Origin of the sequence: Cupriavidus sp. YAF13 (assembly GCF_052113425.1) — a bacterium.
Classification (GTDB): domain Bacteria; phylum Pseudomonadota; class Gammaproteobacteria; order Burkholderiales; family Burkholderiaceae; genus Cupriavidus.
In genome coordinates, this window is record NZ_JBFRDD010000099.1 from 1 (window position 1) to 19003 (window position 19003).

Annotated in this window: 15 protein-coding genes, 1 tRNA gene and 1 pseudogene; 10 read left to right on the forward strand and 7 right to left on the reverse strand. The window is 65.1% G+C overall.

The window, feature by feature from the left end; translation table 11 throughout:
• Positions 1-200 (reverse strand): annotated as a pseudogene (locus tag AB4061_RS39310) (sulfoacetaldehyde acetyltransferase); the annotation flags it as partial.
• Between the two features lie 206 nt (positions 201-406).
• On the opposite strand from AB4061_RS39310, the gene AB4061_RS39315 reads away from it, so the two are divergent.
• Both AB4061_RS39315 and AB4061_RS39320 read left to right on the forward strand, forming a co-directional pair.
• Positions 407-1384 carry an AAA family ATPase gene (locus AB4061_RS39315; RefSeq protein ID WP_441641467.1) on the forward strand — a complete coding sequence of 326 codons (978 nt, stop codon included), beginning with the start codon at positions 407-409 and terminating at the stop codon, positions 1382-1384.
• Positions 1384-3105, forward strand: a complete 1722-nt coding sequence (locus AB4061_RS39320) for a cobaltochelatase CobT-related protein (RefSeq protein WP_441641468.1) — start codon at positions 1384-1386, stop codon at positions 3103-3105. Before AB4061_RS39315 ends, AB4061_RS39320 begins: the two co-directional genes overlap by 1 nt.
• A 63-nt stretch (positions 3106-3168) precedes the next feature.
• On the opposite strand, the gene AB4061_RS39325 is transcribed toward AB4061_RS39320, so the two are convergent.
• Positions 3169-4092: a LysR substrate-binding domain-containing protein gene (locus tag AB4061_RS39325; RefSeq protein ID WP_441641469.1), complete on the reverse strand. Its 924-nt coding sequence runs from the start codon at positions 4090-4092 to the stop codon at positions 3169-3171.
• Between the two features lie 147 nt (positions 4093-4239).
• Here AB4061_RS39325 and AB4061_RS39330 point away from each other — a divergent pair, with 147 nt between their 5' ends.
• From AB4061_RS39330 to pyk, 5 genes are all read left to right on the forward strand, one after another.
• Positions 4240-5316: a tartrate dehydrogenase gene (locus AB4061_RS39330; RefSeq protein WP_441641470.1), complete on the forward strand. Its 1077-nt coding sequence runs from the start codon at positions 4240-4242 to the stop codon at positions 5314-5316.
• A gap of 128 nt (positions 5317-5444) precedes the next feature.
• A complete protein-coding gene (locus AB4061_RS39335; protein WP_441641471.1) occupies positions 5445-6419 on the forward strand; it encodes a tripartite tricarboxylate transporter substrate binding protein in 975 nt (324 codons plus the stop codon).
• A 93-nt stretch (positions 6420-6512) separates the two neighbouring features.
• A complete protein-coding gene (locus tag AB4061_RS39340; protein WP_441641472.1) occupies positions 6513-7889 on the forward strand; it encodes a dicarboxylate/amino acid:cation symporter in 1377 nt (458 codons plus the stop codon).
• Positions 7890-7919: 30 nt separating this feature from the next.
• On the forward strand, positions 7920-9218 hold the full coding sequence (locus AB4061_RS39345) for a glycerate kinase type-2 family protein (RefSeq protein WP_441641486.1): 1299 nt from the start codon (positions 7920-7922) through the stop codon (positions 9216-9218).
• Between the two features lie 3 nt (positions 9219-9221).
• The gene (gene pyk / locus AB4061_RS39350; RefSeq protein WP_441641473.1) at positions 9222-10652 is read left to right on the forward strand and encodes a pyruvate kinase; all 1431 of its coding nucleotides are present in this window, start codon (positions 9222-9224) and stop codon (positions 10650-10652) included.
• A 223-nt stretch (positions 10653-10875) separates the two neighbouring features.
• Here the strand turns inward: pyk and AB4061_RS39355 are convergent.
• From AB4061_RS39355 to xsc, 4 genes are all read right to left on the reverse strand, one after another.
• Positions 10876-10952, reverse strand: a tRNA-Arg gene (locus AB4061_RS39355).
• An 85-nt stretch (positions 10953-11037) separates the two neighbouring features.
• A complete protein-coding gene (locus tag AB4061_RS39360; protein ID WP_441641487.1) occupies positions 11038-11799 on the reverse strand; it encodes a sulfite exporter TauE/SafE family protein in 762 nt (253 codons plus the stop codon).
• A complete protein-coding gene (pta, locus tag AB4061_RS39365) occupies positions 11796-12836 on the reverse strand; it encodes a phosphate acetyltransferase (protein ID WP_441641474.1) in 1041 nt (346 codons plus the stop codon). Before pta ends, AB4061_RS39360 begins: the two co-directional genes overlap by 4 nt.
• An 84-nt stretch (positions 12837-12920) precedes the next feature.
• The gene (xsc, locus tag AB4061_RS39370; RefSeq protein ID WP_441641475.1) at positions 12921-14687 is read right to left on the reverse strand and encodes a sulfoacetaldehyde acetyltransferase; all 1767 of its coding nucleotides are present in this window, start codon (positions 14685-14687) and stop codon (positions 12921-12923) included.
• 339 nt (positions 14688-15026) lie between these two features.
• Between xsc and tauA the strand changes: the two genes are divergently transcribed.
• The 3 genes from tauA (at position 15027) to AB4061_RS39385 (ending at position 17774) form a co-directional block, all read left to right on the forward strand.
• Positions 15027-16040 (forward strand): taurine ABC transporter substrate-binding protein, encoded by a 1014-nt coding sequence (gene tauA, locus AB4061_RS39375; protein WP_309403655.1) that lies wholly within the window; start codon positions 15027-15029, stop codon positions 16038-16040.
• 71 nt (positions 16041-16111) lie between these two features.
• Entirely contained in the window at positions 16112-16888 is a 777-nt protein-coding gene (locus tag AB4061_RS39380; protein ID WP_150986972.1) for a taurine ABC transporter ATP-binding protein, read from the forward strand.
• Positions 16889-16898: 10 nt separating this feature from the next.
• On the forward strand, positions 16899-17774 hold the full coding sequence (locus AB4061_RS39385; protein ID WP_441641476.1) for an ABC transporter permease subunit: 876 nt from the start codon (positions 16899-16901) through the stop codon (positions 17772-17774).
• Between the two features lie 78 nt (positions 17775-17852).
• Here AB4061_RS39385 and AB4061_RS39390 read toward each other — a convergent pair whose 3' ends face one another.
• Complete coding sequence (locus tag AB4061_RS39390; protein ID WP_441641477.1) at positions 17853-18764, reverse strand: SMP-30/gluconolactonase/LRE family protein; 912 nt, start codon at positions 18762-18764, stop codon at positions 17853-17855.
• Between the last annotated feature and the right edge of the window lie 239 nt (positions 18765-19003).

A 19003-nucleotide genomic window follows, 5' to 3' on the forward strand; every position in this document is an offset into this window, starting at 1 on the left:
ACGACGGGGATGAGGCGGATGCCGGCGGGGGCGAAGATGTCCATGGCGTCCATGAAGGCGGAGCCCATGATGCCGAACATGTCGGTGACGCCATTGGCGGCCAGGGTCTCGACAAAGGCTTCCGACGGGGTCATCTCCTGCGGGCCGGTRGTGGCGGGCAGCGTGGTGGTCTTGATGGTTTCAGGCAGGCGTTCGCTCATGGTGTGTCTCCAGTCTGGTTATCAAAACGGAACTAATCGTCCCGAAAAATTTTATTTCCAGAAATGTAGGTCGCATGAAGTCGAAGGTCAATAGGTGAAACCAATAAACGAGATGATTTGTATCTAAAAACGAAACTGATCTATCATGGCTGAAAGGGCGGCGCCCAAAGGCGCCCAACCCAAGGCACCCAAAGGAGACCGACGTGATGGATACCGTGACTGGCAAACCGGACAAGATGGTTGCGGCACGCACCTTGTTTGGCATCGACTCCGGCCTGATGGTGCCGGCATTCAGCGAGCGCGACGACCACGTGCCGGAGATCGACGAGGCCTACCGCTTCAACCCCGAAGTGACGCTGGCGATCCTGGCCGGCTTCACGCGGGATCGCCGCGTGATGGTGCAGGGCCTGCACGGCACCGGCAAGTCCACCCATATCGAGCAGGTGGCGGCACGCCTGAACTGGCCTTGCGTGCGTGTGAACCTGGACGGCCATATCAGCCGGCTTGACCTGGTCGGCAAGGACGCCATCGTGGTGCGCGACGGCCGCCAGGTCACCGAGTTCCAGGAAGGCATCGTGCCGTGGGCGCTGCAGCGCCCGGTGGCGCTGATCTTCGACGAGTACGATGCGGGCCGCCCCGATGTGATGTTCGTGATCCAGCGCATGCTGGAGCGCGACGGCAAGTTCACGCTGCTCGACCAGAACCGCGTGATCCATCCGCATCCGGCGTTCCGCATGTTCGCCACCACCAACACCGTGGGCCTTGGCAACCTGAACGGCCTGTACCACGGCACCCAGATGCTGAACCACGCGCAGATGGACCGCTGGAACGTGGTCGCCACGCTCAACTACCTGCCGCGCGCGGAAGAGGCCAGCATCGTGCTGGCCCGCGTGCCGGAGCTGGCGGATGACGCCGGCCGCGCGCTGATCGCATCGATGGTGAGCGTGGCCGAGCTCACGCGCAAGGGTTTTGCCACGGGAGACCTGTCCACGCTGATGTCGCCGCGCACGGTGATCAGCTGGGCGGAAAATTGCCAGATCTTCCGCGATCCGGCGCTGGCGTTCCGGCTGAGCTTTCTCAATAAATGCGACGACGCCGAACGCCCGATCGTGGGCGAGTATTTCCAGCGCTGTTTTGGCCGGGAGGTGGAAGCCGCGCTCGGCGACGCGCCGCAGCCGTGCTGATGCCGCCGCCCCGGCAGGCAAGCCGCCGCGGCCAGCAACGCGAGGCCTTGTGCGCGGCGGTGGTGCGCGCGCTCACTGGCGACCGCGCGCTGCATTATCGTGACGGCCGCCTGTGCCGCGATCTGCGGCCGCTGCCGCTGCATGCGCCGCACCTGCGCACCGATCCCCACGCGGACGACTTTGCCTGCCTGCGCGGCGCGGCGGATGGGGCGGCACTCCGGCTCGCGCATTCGGACGCGGATCTGCACAAGCAGTTGTGCCCGGCAGATCCGCTGGAAAGGCTGGTGTTCGAACTGCTGGAACAACTGCGCTGCGAGTCGCAACTGCCAGACGGCATGCCGGGCGTCGCGCAGAACCTGCGCCACCGCTTCGCGGCATGGTCGCGCGCGCTCCATCGCAGCGGGCTGGCCGAGAGCCACCTTGGCATCCTGCTGTACACCGTGGCGCAGATCGCATGGTCGCGCCTGTCGGGCTGGCCGGTGCTGGAAGACACCGAAGACCTGATCGAAGCCACGCGCGCGGCCATCGTGCCGGTGCTCGGCGTGCCGCTGGCGGGCTTGCGCCGGCACCGTGGGCAGCAGGGCGCGTTTGCCGTCCATGCACGCGAGCTGGCTCGGCTGGTGGGCGAGATGCTGCGGGCCACGCGCGCGGACGGGGCGCAAGACGATGACGAAGCGGCGCAAGACAACGAAACCGTGCGCGTGGCGTTCTCACTGGCGCTCGGGGGCGAGGACGATGAACTCGAAGCCATGGCCATGGCCACCACTGGCAACAGCCGCGTGCTGCACGCGGCCGGCCAAGGCTACCGCGCCTACACCACGCGCTACGACCGGGAAATCGTCCCAGGCACGCTGGTGCGCAAGGATCTGCTGGCAGAGTACCGCGAACGCCTCGACCGGCGCATCGCCGAGCAACGCATCAACGTGGCAAGGCTGGCGCGCGCGCTGACGGCATCGCTCGCCGTGCCGCAGCGCGATGGCTGGTCCTTCGGCGAGGAAGACGGCCGCATCGATGGCCGGCGCCTCGCGCAACTGGTCAGCTCGCCGGCCGAGCGCCGGCTGTTCCGGCAGGAGCGGCACCGGCTGCAGGCGGACTGCGCGGTGAGCTTCCTGATCGACTGCTCGGGCTCGATGAAAGCGCATATCGAGCCGGTGGCCATGATGGTCGACATCCTCACGCGCGCGCTCGACCAGGCCGGCGTGGCCAGCGAGGTGCTGGGCTTTACCACCGGCGCGTGGAATGGCGGCCGCGCCCGGCTCGACTGGCTGGCCCGCGGCCGGCCCGCGCATCCCGGGCGGCTGAATGAAGCCTGCCATATGGTGTTCAAGGACGCCGCCACAAGCTGGCGGCGCGCCCGCGCCAACATCGCCGCGCTATTCAAGGCCGACCTGTTCCGCGAAGGCGTGGACGGCGAGGCGGTCGACTGGGCGTGCGCTCGGCTGCTCGCGCGCGCCGAGACCCGCCGGATCTTGATCGTGGTATCCGACGGCAGCCCGATGGACAGCGCCACGGGGCAAGCCAACGATGCGTTCTACCTGGACAACCACCTGAAGGAGGTGGTGGCGCGCAACGAGACGCTGCGCGACGTGGAGGTGCTGGGGCTTGGCGTGGGGCTGGACCTCAGCCCGTACTACCGCCGCTGCCTGGCGCTGGACTTGTCGGTGCCGATGGATATGCCGGTGTTTGGGGAGATTGTGCGGTGGATCGGGGGGCGGCGGTGAGGCGGCTACGGGCAGGCCATCTTCGTCGTGCTGGCGCCGGCCTCATTGCCAGGCTGTTTATGTTTACCAAGAAGTGGTACCCCCACGTGCCCTGAGCTGTTTCCCTTCAAAGTGCGCAACGAGAAAGTCGAGGAACGCCCGGACCTTGGCCGACATGTTCAGCCGTTCCGGAAAGACGGCAAATATGTCGGCGGGTGGTAAGGCGTAGTCTTCGAGCAGCAAGACCAGGCGGCCACTTCGGAGGTACTTGGCAAGGTCCCACTCCGCGCGCTGCAAGATCCCTTGCCCGGCCAAGCCCCACGTCAGCGTCACTTCGCCGTCATTGCTGCTCAGGGCGCCACGTACCTTTACCGTTTCCGTCTTCTTCCCCTTGGCGAAGCGCCAGATGCCATAGGCAGAATCGTTCTGGCGCAGCACGATGCATTGATGTTGCGTCAGATCGTGCGGCGTGACCGGTGTGCCGTGGGCTTTCAGATACGAGGGCGCGGCGCAGACCAGGCGCCGGTTGTCGGCAATCTTCCGCGCCATCAGGCGTGTGTCCGGGATCTCGCCGAAGCGGATCCCTATGTCAAATCCCTCGTCACCCAGGTTCATCGGCCTGTCCGTCAGATGGAGTTGCACCTCCATCTGTGGATATCGTTTGGCGAAATCGGATATGGCGGGCGCAATGTAGGTTCGCCCGAACCCCAGGGGAGCGTTGACCCTCAGTGTTCCTCGCGGCGCCACATGGCTGCTGGAGATCAGCTGGTCGAGATCCTCGATCTCCGCGAGCAGGCGCCGGGCGTGCTCGAGGTAGACCTCCCCCTCGGCGGTCAGGCCGATGCGCCGCGTGGTCCGGTTCAGCAACCGCACCCCAAGCCGCTTCTCCATTTGAGCTAGCCGTTTGCTGACGGCTGCGGGGGTGACGTCTTGTTCACGCGCTGCTGCGGACAGGCTACCCGCCTTGGCCAGGCCGGCGAAGAAAGCAAGTTCCGAAGGCTGTCCCATCTTCAACCTCAAGTTAATATTAGTTTGAAATACAGTTCATCTTACTCCCTCGGTTTTCAACGATAGTCAGGTCACAGAAGGACGCCGGCTTACCTGGCGGTGGAAAGCGGCCTTTGGTGTGTGGAAAACAATGAGAGGAGCAACGCGATGCGTGAATACAAGATTGCAGCCATCCCTGGCGATGGCATTGGCCCGGAAGTCATCTCTGCCGGTCTGCAAGTGCTGGAGACCCTGGCGGGGCAAGATGGCGGCTTCAAGCTGAGCGTCGAGCATTTTCCGTGGAGCTCCGACTACTATCTGGAGAAAGGCTACTACATCCCCGAAGGCGGGCTGGAACGCCTGAAGCAGTTCGACGCCATCTTCTTTGGCGCGGTGGGCGCCTTGAACGTGCCCGATCACGTGTCGCTGTGGGGCCTGCGCCTGCCGATTGCCCAGGGCTTCGACCAATACGCCAACGTGCGCCCCGCACGCGTACTGCCAGGGGTGAAGAGCCCGCTGGCCAATGGCAAGGACATCGACTGGGTCATCATCCGCGAGAACTCGGAAGGCGAGTATGCGGGCAACGGCGGTCGTACCCACCGTGGCCTGCCCATCGAGACCGGCACGGAAACCGCTGTCTTCACGCGCGCCGGTGTCGAACGGATCCACCGCTTCGCATTCGAGATCGCGCAGAAGCGCCCCCGCAAACACCTCACCTTGGTGACCAAGTCGAACGCGCAGCGCTTCGGCATGGTGATGTGGGACGAGATCTTCTACGAAGTCGCCAAGGACTATCCGGACGTCAAGGTTGACCGCGAACTGGTTGACGCCGTGACCACGCGCATGGTGTTGAAGCCCCATACGCTGGACGTGGTGGTCGCGACCAACCTGCACGCCGACATCCTGTCCGACCTGGCCGCGGCGCTGTCCGGCAGCCTCGGCATCGCACCGACCGCCAACCTGAACCCGGAACGCCTGTTCCCGTCGATGTTCGAACCGATCCACGGCTCCGCCTTCGATATCACGGGCAAGGGCGTGGCGAATCCCATCGCCACCTTCTGGACCGCGGCCATGATGCTCGAGCATCTGGGCGAGAAGCCCGCGGCGGACAGCCTGATGGCAGCCATCGAGCAGATCACCGCCAACGGTGTCTTCACCCCGGATCTGGGCGGCAACGCGACCACCGCGTCGGTCACCGAAGCCATCTGCAAGGTGTTGGCCGATCCGGTCAGGAAGGCGGCCTGAAGCCGGAAAAGAAGCGCGGCTTGCCGCGCCGCGGCAAACCGCTAGCGGGTTAGCACCGGCACAGGTGCCCCGCACCGTGCCGGCCCTGCCATGGGCCGGCCCATCAAGAATGCCATCAGGAGACAGGCATGCAATCCGTTATCCGGACTGCGGTGGCTGCGTTCGCCCTCGCCCTCGCTCTGGGCGCCGGCACCGCTTTCGCCCAGGCATATCCCACCAAGCCCATTCGCCTCATTGTCCCGTTTCCCCCTGGGGGCACCACCGACGTCCTTGCCCGCACCGTGGGACAAAAGCTCACGCAGGCGCTGGGCCAGCCCGTCATCATCGAAAACCGGCCGGGCGCTGGCGCCACCATCGGCGCGGACGCCGCGGCAAAGTCTGCGCCAGATGGCTACACGCTGCTCATGGGCGCGGTGCATCACACCATCGCACCGAATGTCTACAAAAAGCTCTCCTACGACGTCCAGAAAGATCTGACGGCGGTCTCCGTCGTTGCCATCGTGCCGAACGTGCTCGTCGTCAGCCCAAGCTTCCCGGCCAGGAACGTGCAGGAGCTGGTCGCCTATGCCAAGGCCAACCCAGGAAAGCTGACCTACGCGTCCAATGGCAACGGCACGGCGCATCACCTGATCGGCGAGCAATTCAAGGCGCAGACCGGCACCCACATCGTCCACATTCCCTACAAGGGGAGCGCCCCGGCCATCACCGACCTGATGGGCGGCCAGGTGTCGATGATGTTTGACACGGCGTCGTCCGCGCTGCCTTACATCAAGGCGGGCAAGCTCAAGCCGCTGGCGGTCGCCACGGCCAGGCGCTCTTCCGCACTGCCGGATGTGCCGACCCTTGCCGAGTCCGGCTTGCCAGGCTTCGACATCGCCTCCTGGTTCGGCATCCTTGCTCCCGCGGGAACACCACCTGAGATCGTGAACCGGCTTGGCATGGAAATCACCAAGGCCCTGGCACTCCCCGATGTGAAAAAGCAATTCGCTGCCATCGGCGCAGAACCGGTCGGCAACACCCCGGCCCAGATGACGGCCCAGATCAAGGACGAAGTCATCCGCTTCGGCAAGCTCGTCAAAGAGGCGCACGTCAGCATGGACTGACCAAGCGGCACGGCCGCCGCGAAGACGTCGGCCGCATTCAGTTGAGGAAGGCAAGACAGGCTGCGCTGCAAGTGCGTCGCCGTAGGAGACATCATGAAAAGGCGACTCGGGCGACTCAGGCGACTCATCAGCTCACTGTATGTCCAGGTGCTCATTGCCGTGGCGGCGGGCATTCTGCTGGGCGTCTTCATGCCCCATATCGGCAGCGAGCTCAAACCACTTGGCGATATCTTCATCCGCCTCATCAAGATGGTGTTTGCACCCGTCATCTTCGCGACGGTCGTGCTCGGCATCGCCAGGATGGAAAGCATGAAAGACCTCGGCAGGGTAGGTTGGCGCGCCTTGCTGTACTTCGAAGTGCTGTCGACGTTTGCGTTGCTGCTCGGCGTCATCGTGGTCAACGTGGTGCAGCCCGGTCACGGCATGAACGTCGACCCGGCGACGCTCGACACGAAGAGCATTGCCGCTTATACGGCACAGGTGAAGCACGAAGGCGTCATGGATTTCCTGCTCAACCTCGTGCCGATGAGCATTGTCGATGCGCTCGCGAAGAACGACATCCTGCAGATCCTCGTGTTCTCGGTATTCATGGGCGTGGCCCTGGCCCATCTGGGAGAGCGCGGCAAGCCGTTTGTCGCCGCCCTGGACGCGTTCGCCAATGCCATGTTCGCGATCGTCGGCATGATCATGCGCTTCGCGCCGGTTGCCGCGTTCGGCGCCATGTCATTCACGGTGGGCAAGTATGGCTTTGGCTCGATTGCTTCGCTTGGCAAGCTGGTCGCCACCATGTATGGGACCTGCGCGCTCTTTGTGCTGATTGTATTGGGTGCCATTTGCCGCATCTGCGGATTCAGCCTGTTCCAATTCCTGAAGTACATCAAGGACGAAATCCTGACCGTGCTGGGAACGAGTTCGTCGGAATCCGTCATTCCGCAGTTGATGCGCAAGCTGGAGAACGTTGGCGTGTCGAAGCCTGTCGTCGGGCTGGTGGTGCCGGCGGGCCTCACCTTCAACCCCGATGGCCAGTGCATCTACTACACCATGGCAGCGATCTTTATCGCACAGGCAACCAACACGCCATTGACCCTCACCGACCAGTTCGTCGTCCTGGGCGTGCTGCTGCTGACTTCGAAGGGTTCCGCGGGCATCACCGGCTCGGGCTTCATCACCCTGGCGGCGACGCTCGCGTCGCTGGGGAAGATTCCGGTGGCTGGCATGGTGCTCCTGCTTGGAGTGGACCGCTTCATGTCGGAGGCGCGCGCCATCACCAACACCATCGGCAACGCGGTTGCGACCATGGCGATTGCCAAGTGGGTCGGCGCACTCGACGAGGACCGCGTCCAACGCGTCCTCAATGGCGAAGTCGGCCCCGAGGACCTGGAGCAACTCTACGAGGGAGTCGCGCCGGAACCGATCCCGCTGGTGCCGTTGCAGCCGAACTATGCCGCCAACGCCCGCAAGAGCGCTTGAAACCGGAACGCAAACAGAAACAGGTAGCGCATCGTGAAACACCTCAGCATTGACACCCCCCGTGCATTCCTGGAGTCGCTTTTCCGGACTGCCGTATCCGCGGCGGACCCGCAAGACTGCCTGGCGAGCGCATTACCCGAGCCGCCTGTCGGCCGCACCATCGTCGTGGGGGCCGGCAAGGCCGCCGCCAGCATGGCCCGGGCGCTGGAACAGGCGTGGCCAGGCCCACTCGCTGGCCTGGTCGTGACGCGGTACGGCCACGCCGCGCCGACCTCGCGCATCGAGGTCGTCGAAGCCGGGCATCCGGTACCCGACGCGGCTGGCCAGCGTGCCGCGGTTCGCATGCTGGACATGGTCTCGGGGCTGTGCCCGGACGATCTGGTCATCTGCCTGGTATCCGGCGGCGGATCCTCGCTGCTTAGCCTTCCGCTGGCTGGGATAAGCCTGGAGGAAAAGCGCGCCGTCAACCAGGCGCTGCTGGCCAGCGGCGCGACCATCTCGGAAATGAACTGTGTGCGACGGCATCTCTCCGGTATTAAAGGCGGAAGGCTTGCCGCTGCATGCCATCCGGCTCGCGTCGTGACGTTGCTGATTTCAGATGTACCTGGCGACGACCCGGTCAATATCGCATCCGGGCCGACGGTATGCGACGCGACGACGTGCCAGGACGCCCTGGATATCATCCGGCGCTACGGGATCTCGCTCCCGGCCAGCGCAGAGCGTCTGCTGGCGTCCGGCAGCGGGGAGTCCGTCAAGCCCGGCGACGAACGGCTTGCCCGCAGCGAGGTGCGCATGATCGCGACGCCCGCCATCTCCCTTGCCGCCGCGGCGCAGGAAGCGGCGGCCGCGGGCATCCAGCCCTATGTACTGGGGGATCGTATCGAAGGCGAGGCCACCGACGTCGGCAAGGTGATGGCCGGCATCGCCTTCCAGGCCGCGCAGGGAACGGAGCCATTCCGGCTTCCGTGCGTGCTTCTGTCAGGGGGCGAGACCACCGTCACGGTCAAAGGCGATGGCCGCGGCGGGCGCAACGTGGAATTCCTGCTTTCCCTGGCCATTGCGCTGGACGGCCATCCGAATGTCTTTGCGCTGGCCGCCGACACGGATGGCGTGGATGGCATCGAAGAGATCGCGGGCGCATACGCCGACCCCACGACACTCTCGCGAGGCTGGCAAAGGGAGATGGCGCCGCATGCCTTTCTCGCCAACAACGACGCACACACCTTCTTCGAGGCGCTTGGCGACGCCATCGTCACGGGCCCGACCCTTACCAACGTCAACGACTTCCGCGCCTTGCTGATTACCAGCCCGGCCGGGAAAGGATGCTAGATCATGCGCCGCACTCGAAACGCCAAGATTGTCGCCACCGTTGGACCGGCCAGCGGCGATGCCGCAACCCTTCGCCGCCTGTTCATGGCCGGCGCCGACGTTTTCCGGCTGAACTTCAGTCACGGCACGCATGCCGACCACAAGGCACGCCTCAACCTCATCCGGGATCTGGAGACGGAGCTGGGACGGCCAATTGGCATCTTGCTCGACCTGCAAGGGCCAAAGCTGCGCGTGGGGCAGTTCGCGAACGGTCCCGTTACGCTCAAACAAGGCCAGGCGTTCCGGCTTGACATGAACAAGGACCGCCCGGGCGACGCGACCCGGGTTGCGCTGCCCCATCCCGAGATCTTCGCGGCACTCAAAGCACAGACCGACCTGTTGCTCGACGATGGGAAGCTTCGCCTGCGGGTAAAGGCATTCGGGCCGGACCATGCCGAGACCGAAGTGATCGACGGTGGGGTGCTGTCCGACCGCAAGGGCGTCAACGTGCCAGGCGTCGTGCTGCCGCTGTCGGCCTTGACCGCGAAGGACCGCGAAGACCTGGACTACGGCTTGTCGCTCGGGGTCGACTGGATCGCCTTGTCTTTCGTCCAGCGCGCGGAGGATATCCGCGAGATCAAGCAGATTGTCGGAAACCGGGCCAGCATCGTCGCCAAGCTGGAGAAGCCAGCGGCCATCGCCGAGTTGCATGCCATCGTCGCCGAAACCGACGCGGTGATGGTCGCCCGTGGCGATCTTGGCGTCGAAATGCCCGCCGAGCAGGTGCCGTCCATCCAGAAGCGCATCGTGCAGGCTTGCCGCAAAGCGGGCAAGCCCGTCATCGTCGCCACGCAGATGCTGGAATCCATGGTCAGCTCGCCGGTTCCGACGCGCGCCGAAGCCTCCGACGTTGCCACCGCCATCTACGATGGCGCCGACGCCGTCATGCTCTCCGCGGAGTCGGCCTCGGGGAAGTACCCCGTCGAAGCCGTGCAGATGATGAACAGCATCATCGTGCAGACGGAGGCGGACCCGTACTACAGGGAGGTCATGGAGGCGTCGCAGACCCCGCCCGAGCCGGACATCGCCAACGCCATCGGCAGCGCAATGCGCCGCGTTGCCGGGCTTCTCCACGTAGCCACCACCGTGGCGTACACAAGCTCAGGCTATTGCGCCATGCGCATGTCGCGCGAGCGTCCCGATGCCCCCATCATCGGCATGACCCCGAACCTGCATGCCGCGCGTGCCATGGCACTGGTCTGGGGTGTCCATGCAGTCATCATCCATGAAGTGGAGAGCGTCACCGAGATGACGAACTATGCCTGCGACACGGCCGAGAACGAGGGCTTTGCCACTTCTGGGCAAGTCATCGTGATTTCCGCGGGCATGCCCTTCGGCACGCCCGGCACGACCAACCTGCTTCGCATCGCAACCGTTGGCCAGCCGGCCGCCTGAAGACCCCGGGGCGCCCACGGCAACGGTATTTGAGGCACGAAGTACACCACCGCATTCACGCAGCAACTCGCAGGTGACGGACGTGAAGCGGCCGGCAAGAAAGCCGGCCTGAGCGCGCTGCTTTACTGAGCGATTGCGGGCGATGCGTGAGGCGCCAGGCAAAACGCAAAAACGGCTTAGAGAACAAGTTTCTCTAAGCCGTTGGTTTGCTACGCGTGTCAGGTGGTGCGGCTGGCAGGATTCGAACCCACGACCCCTTGGTTCGTAGCCAAGTACTCTATCCAACTGAGCTACAGCCGCACGCGAGGGCAGGACTATATCGCACCTGGCGAAAAATACAAGGGGGTATGCAGATAAAAGTTGGGGGCGGTCCCTGATTGGCGGGCTAAGTCACCAGATCAACCAGCCCCGGCAGCATCAAATACCCCCCGATCACCACCAGCACCCCAAACGCAATCCGCCGCGTTGCCACCGCCGAAAGCGGTGGCGGAAAACGCCGGGCCGCCATCGTGGTCAATGCCACAACCGGGACGGCAAGCGCCGCCTGCATCCAGATGTCGGCGCTGAGCTGCCCTTGCCATGCACTGAACAAGGTGCGCGTCACGGAGGTCGCAGTGAACACAAGAATCAACGCGCAGCGGATCTCCACCAGCGACAGCGGCTGGCGATAGAACTGGAAGATCAGCGGCGGCCCGGACACGCCAAACATGCCGCTGAGCAAGCCGCCAAAGATGCCGCTGACAAAGAAGCTGCGGTTGCCGGAGCGCCGCAGCAGGGGAGCAGGGCGCAGCGTGGCGCTAACGCCGCCGTACAGCACCACCGCGCCCAGCAGCAATTGCAGGATGCCGGCGGCGGCGCTGCTCAGGTAGTCGAGGATCAGCACGCCGGCCACCACGGACGGCAGAATGCCGAGCGTGGCCGCGCCCGCCGCGCGCCAGTCGATGTGATGCAGCTTGCCGGGCAGCGCCACGGCGCTGTTGGCCAGCGTCACCAGGCTTACCAGCGTGGCAACGGTCGCCACCGGCGCGAGGTCCAGCCCGCTGGTCGCGCCCATCACGATCATGCCGAGGCCAAAGCCGGTCACCGTCTGGAAGTAGCTTGCCGCGCCCATCAGCGCGAGCAGCGGCAGCAGGTGGTCCGCGGTCATGGCTGGCATGCGGCCATCGGGGCTTCCGGTTGGGATTGCACGGCGGCTTGCGCCTGCACCGCGGTGACGGCGATCACGTAAAACACATCGTCGGCGCTGCAGCCGCGCGACAGATCGTTGGCTGGCTTTTGCAGCCCTTGCAGCAAGGGCCCGATTGCCTTGGCGCCGCCCACGCGCTCGGCCAGCTTGTAGCCGATATTGCCGGCCTCCAGGCTGGGAAAGACCAGCACATTGGCGCGGCCTTCCACCTTTGAGTGCTCGATCTTTTTCCTGGCGATCTCGGCAACGATGGCGGCATCGAGCTGCACGTCGCCATCGATGGCCAGCGCCGGGCGCTGCGCCTGCACCAGGCGCGTGGCTTGCACCACTTTGTCGACCGCGGCATGCCGGGCGCTGCCGCTGGTGGAGAACGACAGCATGGCGACGCGCGGTGCATCCATCAGCAGGTTTTGCGCGCTGTCGGCCGCGGCCATTGCGATCTCGGCCAGCGCAAAGGCGTCGGGATCCACCACCAGCCCGCAATCGGAAAAAATCAATCCGCCCTTCAAGGCATGGAACGGCTCGCACAACATCATCAGGAAGAAGCTCGATACCAGCTTGAACGCCGGGTGAATGCCGATGACCTGGATGGCGGTGCGCACCACGTCGGCGGTGGTGTGCACCGCGCCGGCCACCGAGCCGTCCGCATGGCCCAGGCGCACCATCAGGTTGGCGAAGCACAGGGGCTTGAGCGCTTCGCGCCTGGCATCTTCCAGCGTCATGCCTTTTTTCGCGCGCAGGGCGAACAGCTTCTGCGCGAGGGACGGCGTGAGCGCGGAGGTGGCGGGGTCGATCACGTCCATGCCGTCCAGGTCGATGTCCTCGCTGGCGGCTGCCTGGCGGATGCGCGCCGCGTCGCCCACCAGCACGATGCGCGCGATGCCCTCGCGGGCAGCGCGTTGTGCGGCCTGCAGGATGCGCGGGTCTTCGGCCTCGCATAGCACGATGCGCCTGGGTTTGGCGCGGGCGCGCTCGATGATGCGGTTGATCGCTTTCATGATGGGGTCGCTCAAAATGGAATATGGCCGGAAGCAGCGGGCGCTGCTTCCGGCCACCGGCCAAGCGCCCGCTCACTCACTGGCTCAGACGTAGTCCTTGTACTTGTCGAGCATGCGCACCGGCTTGGCCAGCGCGTCGCGGCGGAAGGGGTCGCCGAGCTCGCGGGTGCACATGATCTCGATGATGGTGGTCTTGCCGTGGTGCATCTGCAGGTCGATGGCGCGCTTGAGCGCCGGGCCGACGTCTTCCAGCTTGTCCACCACGATGCCTTCGGCACCCATGGCGCGGGCGATCTCGGCGAAGCTCTGGTTGTCCAGCTCGCCGGCGACGAAGCGGCGGTTGTAGAAGTCCACCTGGTTCTTCTTCTCCGCGCCCCACTGGCGGTTGTGGAACACCACGGCGGTGACCGGGATATTGTGGCGCACGGCGGTCATGGTCTCCATCAGGCTCATGCCCCAGGCGCCGTCGCCGGCGTAGGACACGGCCGGGCGGTGGGGTGCGGCCACCTTGGCGCCCATGATGGTGGGGAAGGCATAGCCGCAGTTGCCCCAGCTCATGGCGGCAAAGAAGCTGCGCGGCTTGTTGAAGCGCAGGTAGCTGTTGGCCACCGAGTTGATGTTGCCGATGTCGGTTGAGACCATCACGTCTTCGGGCATGGCCTTTTCCAGCTCGCGCAGGACCTGGCGCGGATGCAGGTAGTGGCCGCCGGTGGGCGTGCGCTCCTGCTTTTGCTCCTCGATCATGTCCAGGCTGTAGGGGTCGCGCTCGTGGGTCCACGCGTCGAGTTCCTTCTCCCAGGCGGCCTTCTCGGCGGCGATCTGGCCGGCGCGGTCTTCGCGGGAGGCGTCGCAGGCCAGCGTGCGGCTGGCCAGGCGCGCGGTCAGCGCCACGGCAGCCGCCTTGGCATCGCCGCAGATGCCCACCGAGATCTTCTTCACCAGGCCGAGCATCTTGTGGTCGGCGTCGATCTGGATGATCTTGGCGTGCTTGGGCCAGTAGTCCATGCCGTGCTGGGGCAGGGTGCCGAAGGGACCGAGGCGCGAGCCGAGGGCGATGACGACATCGGCGCGGGCGAGCAGCTTCATGGCCGCCTTGGAGCCCTGGTAGCCCAGCGGGCCGCACCACAGCGGGTGGCTGGCGGGGAAGGAGTCGTTGTGCAGGTAGCTGTTGACCACCGGCGCGCCCAGCCGCTCGGCAAGGGCCTGGCACTCCTCGATGGCATCGGCCATGACCACGCCGCCGCCGGAGATGATGACGGGGAACCTGGCCTTGGCGATGAGCTCGGCGGCTTCGTCCAGGCGCTGGTCGCCGCCGGGGCCGCGGTCCAGGCGCTGGGGCTGGGGGATCTCGGCCTTGATCTGGCCGTAGAAGTAGTCGCGGGGGATATTGAGCTGGGTCGGGCCCATCTCGGCCATGGCGCGGTCGAAGCAGCGGCCGGTGTACTCGGCCATGCGCGCGGGGTGGGTGACGTGGCCCTGGTACTTGGTGAACTCCTGGAACATGGGCAACTGCTTGGCTTCCTGGAAGCCACCCAGGCCAATGCCCATGGTGCCGGCCTCCGGGGTGACGATCACGACCGGGCTATGCGCCCAGTAAGCGGCGGCGATGGCGGTCACGCAGTTGCTGATGCCGGGGCCGTTCTGTCCGATGACGACGCCATGGCGGCCCGAGACGCGGGCATAGCCGTCGGCCATGTGGCCAGCGCCTTGCTCGTGCACGACGGGGATGAGGCGGATGCCGGCGGGGGCGAAGATGTCCATGGCGTCCATGAAGGCGGAGCCCATGATGCCGAACATGTCGGTGACGCCATTGGCGGCCAGGGTCTCGACAAAGGCTTCCGACGGGGTCATCTCCTGCGGGCCGGTTAAATTCAACCTGCGTGCCCGTGTGGACCCACAGTTGGTCCCCGCTGGCTCTAACCCGGCGGCGGGCCGCTTTCTACCATACGGTTACACCTTGCCCAGCGCTGCTTGCCAAAGCGCCTGGTGCACGCCGCGACGACTCGCCAAAGCGCGAAGCGCCGCTAAGAAAGGAGAGGACGCAAAGACGTCCCAACCAGACGGAGACACTGGCATGCCTCATGCTTATCACTTCTTCCTCCTCGAGCAGGCACCGCCCTGGTGCCTGGCATTTCCTGCCGGCGGTCTCCGCCATAGCACACCACACCGTTCATCTTGAGGAGGTTCATCATGCGTTGGTTCAAGCAGCTTGCAGCAAGCGTGGTACTGGCGGCCGTCGTCGCCCCGGGCGCCTACGCGCAGACCAAGGAAGTTGTCATCGCCTACCAGGATATGGTGGTGCCATGGCGCTATGCGCAGGACATGAAGGAAGTCGAGAAGCAGACCGGCTACAAGGTCTCGTTCCGCCAGTTCGGCGGCGGCGGCGACGTGATCCGGGCCATGGCTTCGGGCCAGATCGCGATCGGCGAAGCCGGTACCTCGCCGATTGCCTCGGCGTTGTCGCAGGGGCTGGACGTGGAGCTGTTCTGGATCCTTGACGACATCAACGCGGCCGAGGCCATGGTGGCGCGCAACGGCAGCAATATCAACAGCGTGGCAGACCTCAAAGGCAAGCGGGTGGGCGTGCCTTTTGTCTCCACCACGCACTACCACACGCTGGTGGCGCTGGAGCAGGCCAAGATCAATCCCAAGGACGTCAAGATCATGAACATGCGGCCGCCCGAAGTGGCCGCCGCCTGGGAGCGCGGCGACATCGATGCCACCTTTATCTGGGACCCGGTGCTGGCCAAGCTCAAGCAAACGGGCAAGGTGCTGGTGACTTCCGGCAAGATCGCCGCCGAAACCGGCAAGGCCACCTTCGACGGCATGATCGCCAACAAGAAGTTCGCGCGGGAGAACCCCGAGTTCATGGTCAAGTTCGTCAAGATCCTGGCCGCGGCGGATGACAAGTATCGCCAGGACAAGGCAGCGTGGACCGCGGAGTCGCCGATGGTGAAGGCGGTGGCCAAGGTCTCGGGCGCCAAGCCCGAGGCGGTGCCGGCCAGCATGGCGCTGTACGGTTTCCCCACGCTGGAGGAGCAAGCCTCGCCCCGCTGGCTGGGCGGCGGCGCGGCCAAGGCGCTGCAATCGGCGGCGCAATTCCTGAAGGAGCAGGGCACGATCCAGACCGTGTTGCCGGACTACGGCTCGGGTGTGAATGCGGAGTGGGTCAAGCGCGCCCTCGCCACCAGGACGCCGGCCTGATTTGCCGGTGCCGCGCGGCGGGCGACGCTGGCCGCGCGGCCTTGAATCCTCTTTTCAGGAAGTTTGCAGCTATGGCCAAACTCGAAATCGACAACCTGAGCGTGAACTACGGCGGCCGCGGTGGCGCCGACACGCTGGCCCTGTCGCAGGTCAATCTCACCATGGAGCGCGGCGATTTCGTGGTCGCGCTCGGTGCATCCGGCTGCGGCAAGACGACCTTGCTGTCGTGCATCGCCGGTTTCATGCAACCCTCGGAAGGCGAGATCCGCCTCGATGGCAAATCCGTGCACGGCCCGGGTGCCGAGCGCGGCGTCGTGTTCCAAAAGCATGCATTGATGCCCTGGCTCAATGTGCTGGACAACGTGGCGCTGGGCCTGCGCCTGCGCGGCGTGCCGCGCGCCGAGCGCCTGCGCATCGCCCAGGAAAAGCTGGCGCTGGTTGGCCTGGAGAAGGTGGCGGCCAAGCCGGTCTACCAGCTCTCTGGCGGCATGCAGCAGCGCGTGGGCATTGCCCGCACGCTTGCCAACGATCCGGCGGTGATGCTGATGGATGAGCCGCTCGGCGCGCTCGACGCGCTCACGCGCGAGACGATCCAGGCGCTGATCCTCAAGCTGTGGGCGGCGGAGCAGAAGATCGTGTTCTTCATCACCCACAGCGTGGAGGAAGCACTGTTCCTGGCAACGCGGCTGATCGTGATGACGCCCTCGCCGGGCCGCATCGCGCATACCTATGAGCTGCCCTTCGCCCGGCGCTTCATTGCCTGCGGCAACGCCCGCGAGGTCAAGGCCGATCCGGAGTTCATCCGGTACCGCGAAGAAATCGTCAACCTGATCCATGCCACGCCCTGAGGAGTCCGACATGTCTGCTTCTGCTCAAAGACTCGAGCCCGCGCCGGGCGCGGCCGCCGTGGCCGCCAAGCCGCCCGCGCGCCGCATGAAGGCCGTCTGCGGCTACCGCTTGCCGGGCGAAGGCTCCAGTTCGCGCATCTCCACCATCACCGTCGTGTCGCTGCTGGCGCTATGGTGGATCGCCAGCCACCTGCGCTGGCTGCCGCCGCTGTTCCTGCCCACGCCGGAAGCCATCATCAACGCGTTTATCGATGCCTGGAACGGTAATGTGCAAGGCGGCCTGCCCCTGACCGAGCACTTTCGCGCCAGCATGGTGCGCGTGTTTGGCGCCTTTGCGCTGGCCACCGTCACGGCGGTGCCGATCGGCGTGATGATGGGGGTGTCGCGCATTGCGCGCGGCGTGTTCGATCCGCCGATCGAGTTCTATCGCCCGCTGCCGCCGCTGGCCTACCTGCCGTTGATCGTGATCTGGTTCGGCATCGATGAAACGTCCAAGATCCTGCTGATCTTCCTGGCTTGCTTCGCGCCGCTGGCGATGTCCGCGCAAGCCGGCGTGCGCTCGGTCACCATCGAGCAGATCAACGCGGCGTATTCGATGGGCGCCAACCGCTGGCAGGTGATCCGCCATGTGGTGATCCCCGCCGCGCTGCCGGACATCCTGACCGGCATGCGGATTGCCATCGGCTTCGGCTGGACCACGCTGGTTGCGGCGGAGATGGTGGCCGCCACCTCGGGCCTGGGGCAGATGGTGCTTAACGCGTCGAACTTCCTGCGCACGGATGTGGTGATCATGGGCATCGGGCTGATTGGCCTGATTGCTTATACCTTTGACCTGCTGATGCGCAAGATGGAGAAGTGGCTGGTGCCCTGGAAGGGGAGGATGTAAAGCCCGTGACTGGCCGGGCGGCGGCATGCGCCGCCCGGCCCCTGCCGCTTTAGCTGTGCCCGCGGCCCGATCGGCCGGTCACGCGGCCATCTGGGCCATCTGGAACGCGCGCTCGGCAATACCGGCGACACCGGGGCGAAAAGCGAATACCCCGCCGGCCAGCGGCTGCTCGGTTTGCACCGACGCATCGGCCGGGCGAATCGACGTGACGAACAACGTCTTCATGTCGGCGCCGCCAAAGGCGCACATCGCCGGCTTTTTCACGGGAAGCGCGATGCTGCGGTCCAGGCGCCCCTCTGGCGTAAAGCGGTGCACAACGCCGGCGTCATTCCCGCAGATCCAGTAGCAGCCATCGGCGTCTACCGCAGCGCCGTCCGGGCGCCCCGGATATTGGCGCATGTCGATCCACAGGCGCCGCCGGCTGGCCACGCCGTCCGCGACATCGTAGTCGAACGCCCAGATCACCTGCGCATCAGGATGCGAGTCCGAGAGGTACATCGTGCGTCCGTCGGGCGACCACGCCATTCCGTTGGGAACGATCAGTCCCTCGATCTGCCGCTGCAGGCCACGCCCGTCGAAGCGATACACCGAGCCAATCGATTGCGCCGGATGCATGTCGAGGTGCATGGTGCCCGCCCAGAACCGGCCTTGCCGATCACACCGGCCGTCGTTGAACCGCATGGATGGGGCGGGGTGAGCGACGCTGGCGAGCCTGCGGGTGGCCATGCCGCCATCGGGCTGTGGTTGCAAGTGGAACAGGCCGCTCTGCATGCCAGCGACAAAGCCACCGGCGCTTGCGGGGGCAATGCATCCCGCCATTTCGGGCAACTGCCAGGTACGGATTGCCGCGTTGGCGGCGCGCCATTCGAACAGTGTCCGGGCGGGGATGTCCGACCAGTACAGGCATTGGGTCTGCGTATCCCAAAACGGGCTTTCGCCGACCGCATTGCGGACATCGGCAATCAGGTCGATGGGTGAGTCAGTGATCATGATCTATCGGCTTGGACATCATGGCCGGAGCGGCTTCCTGATTCGAATATGCGCCTCAGGCTGCTCTTTGTGTTGCGTTGTCGTACAACAAATTATAAGGAGATCCGAGAGTCAGTGCGAGGGATTTTCGTTTTTATCTGGTTTTGCGTAGATTTGGCAAAGTGTTAACCCTGTGTATCGGATTTCCTGCTTGTTTCGATGTCGCCTAAGTCATAGGATGACGTATGAGTTTGGCGACG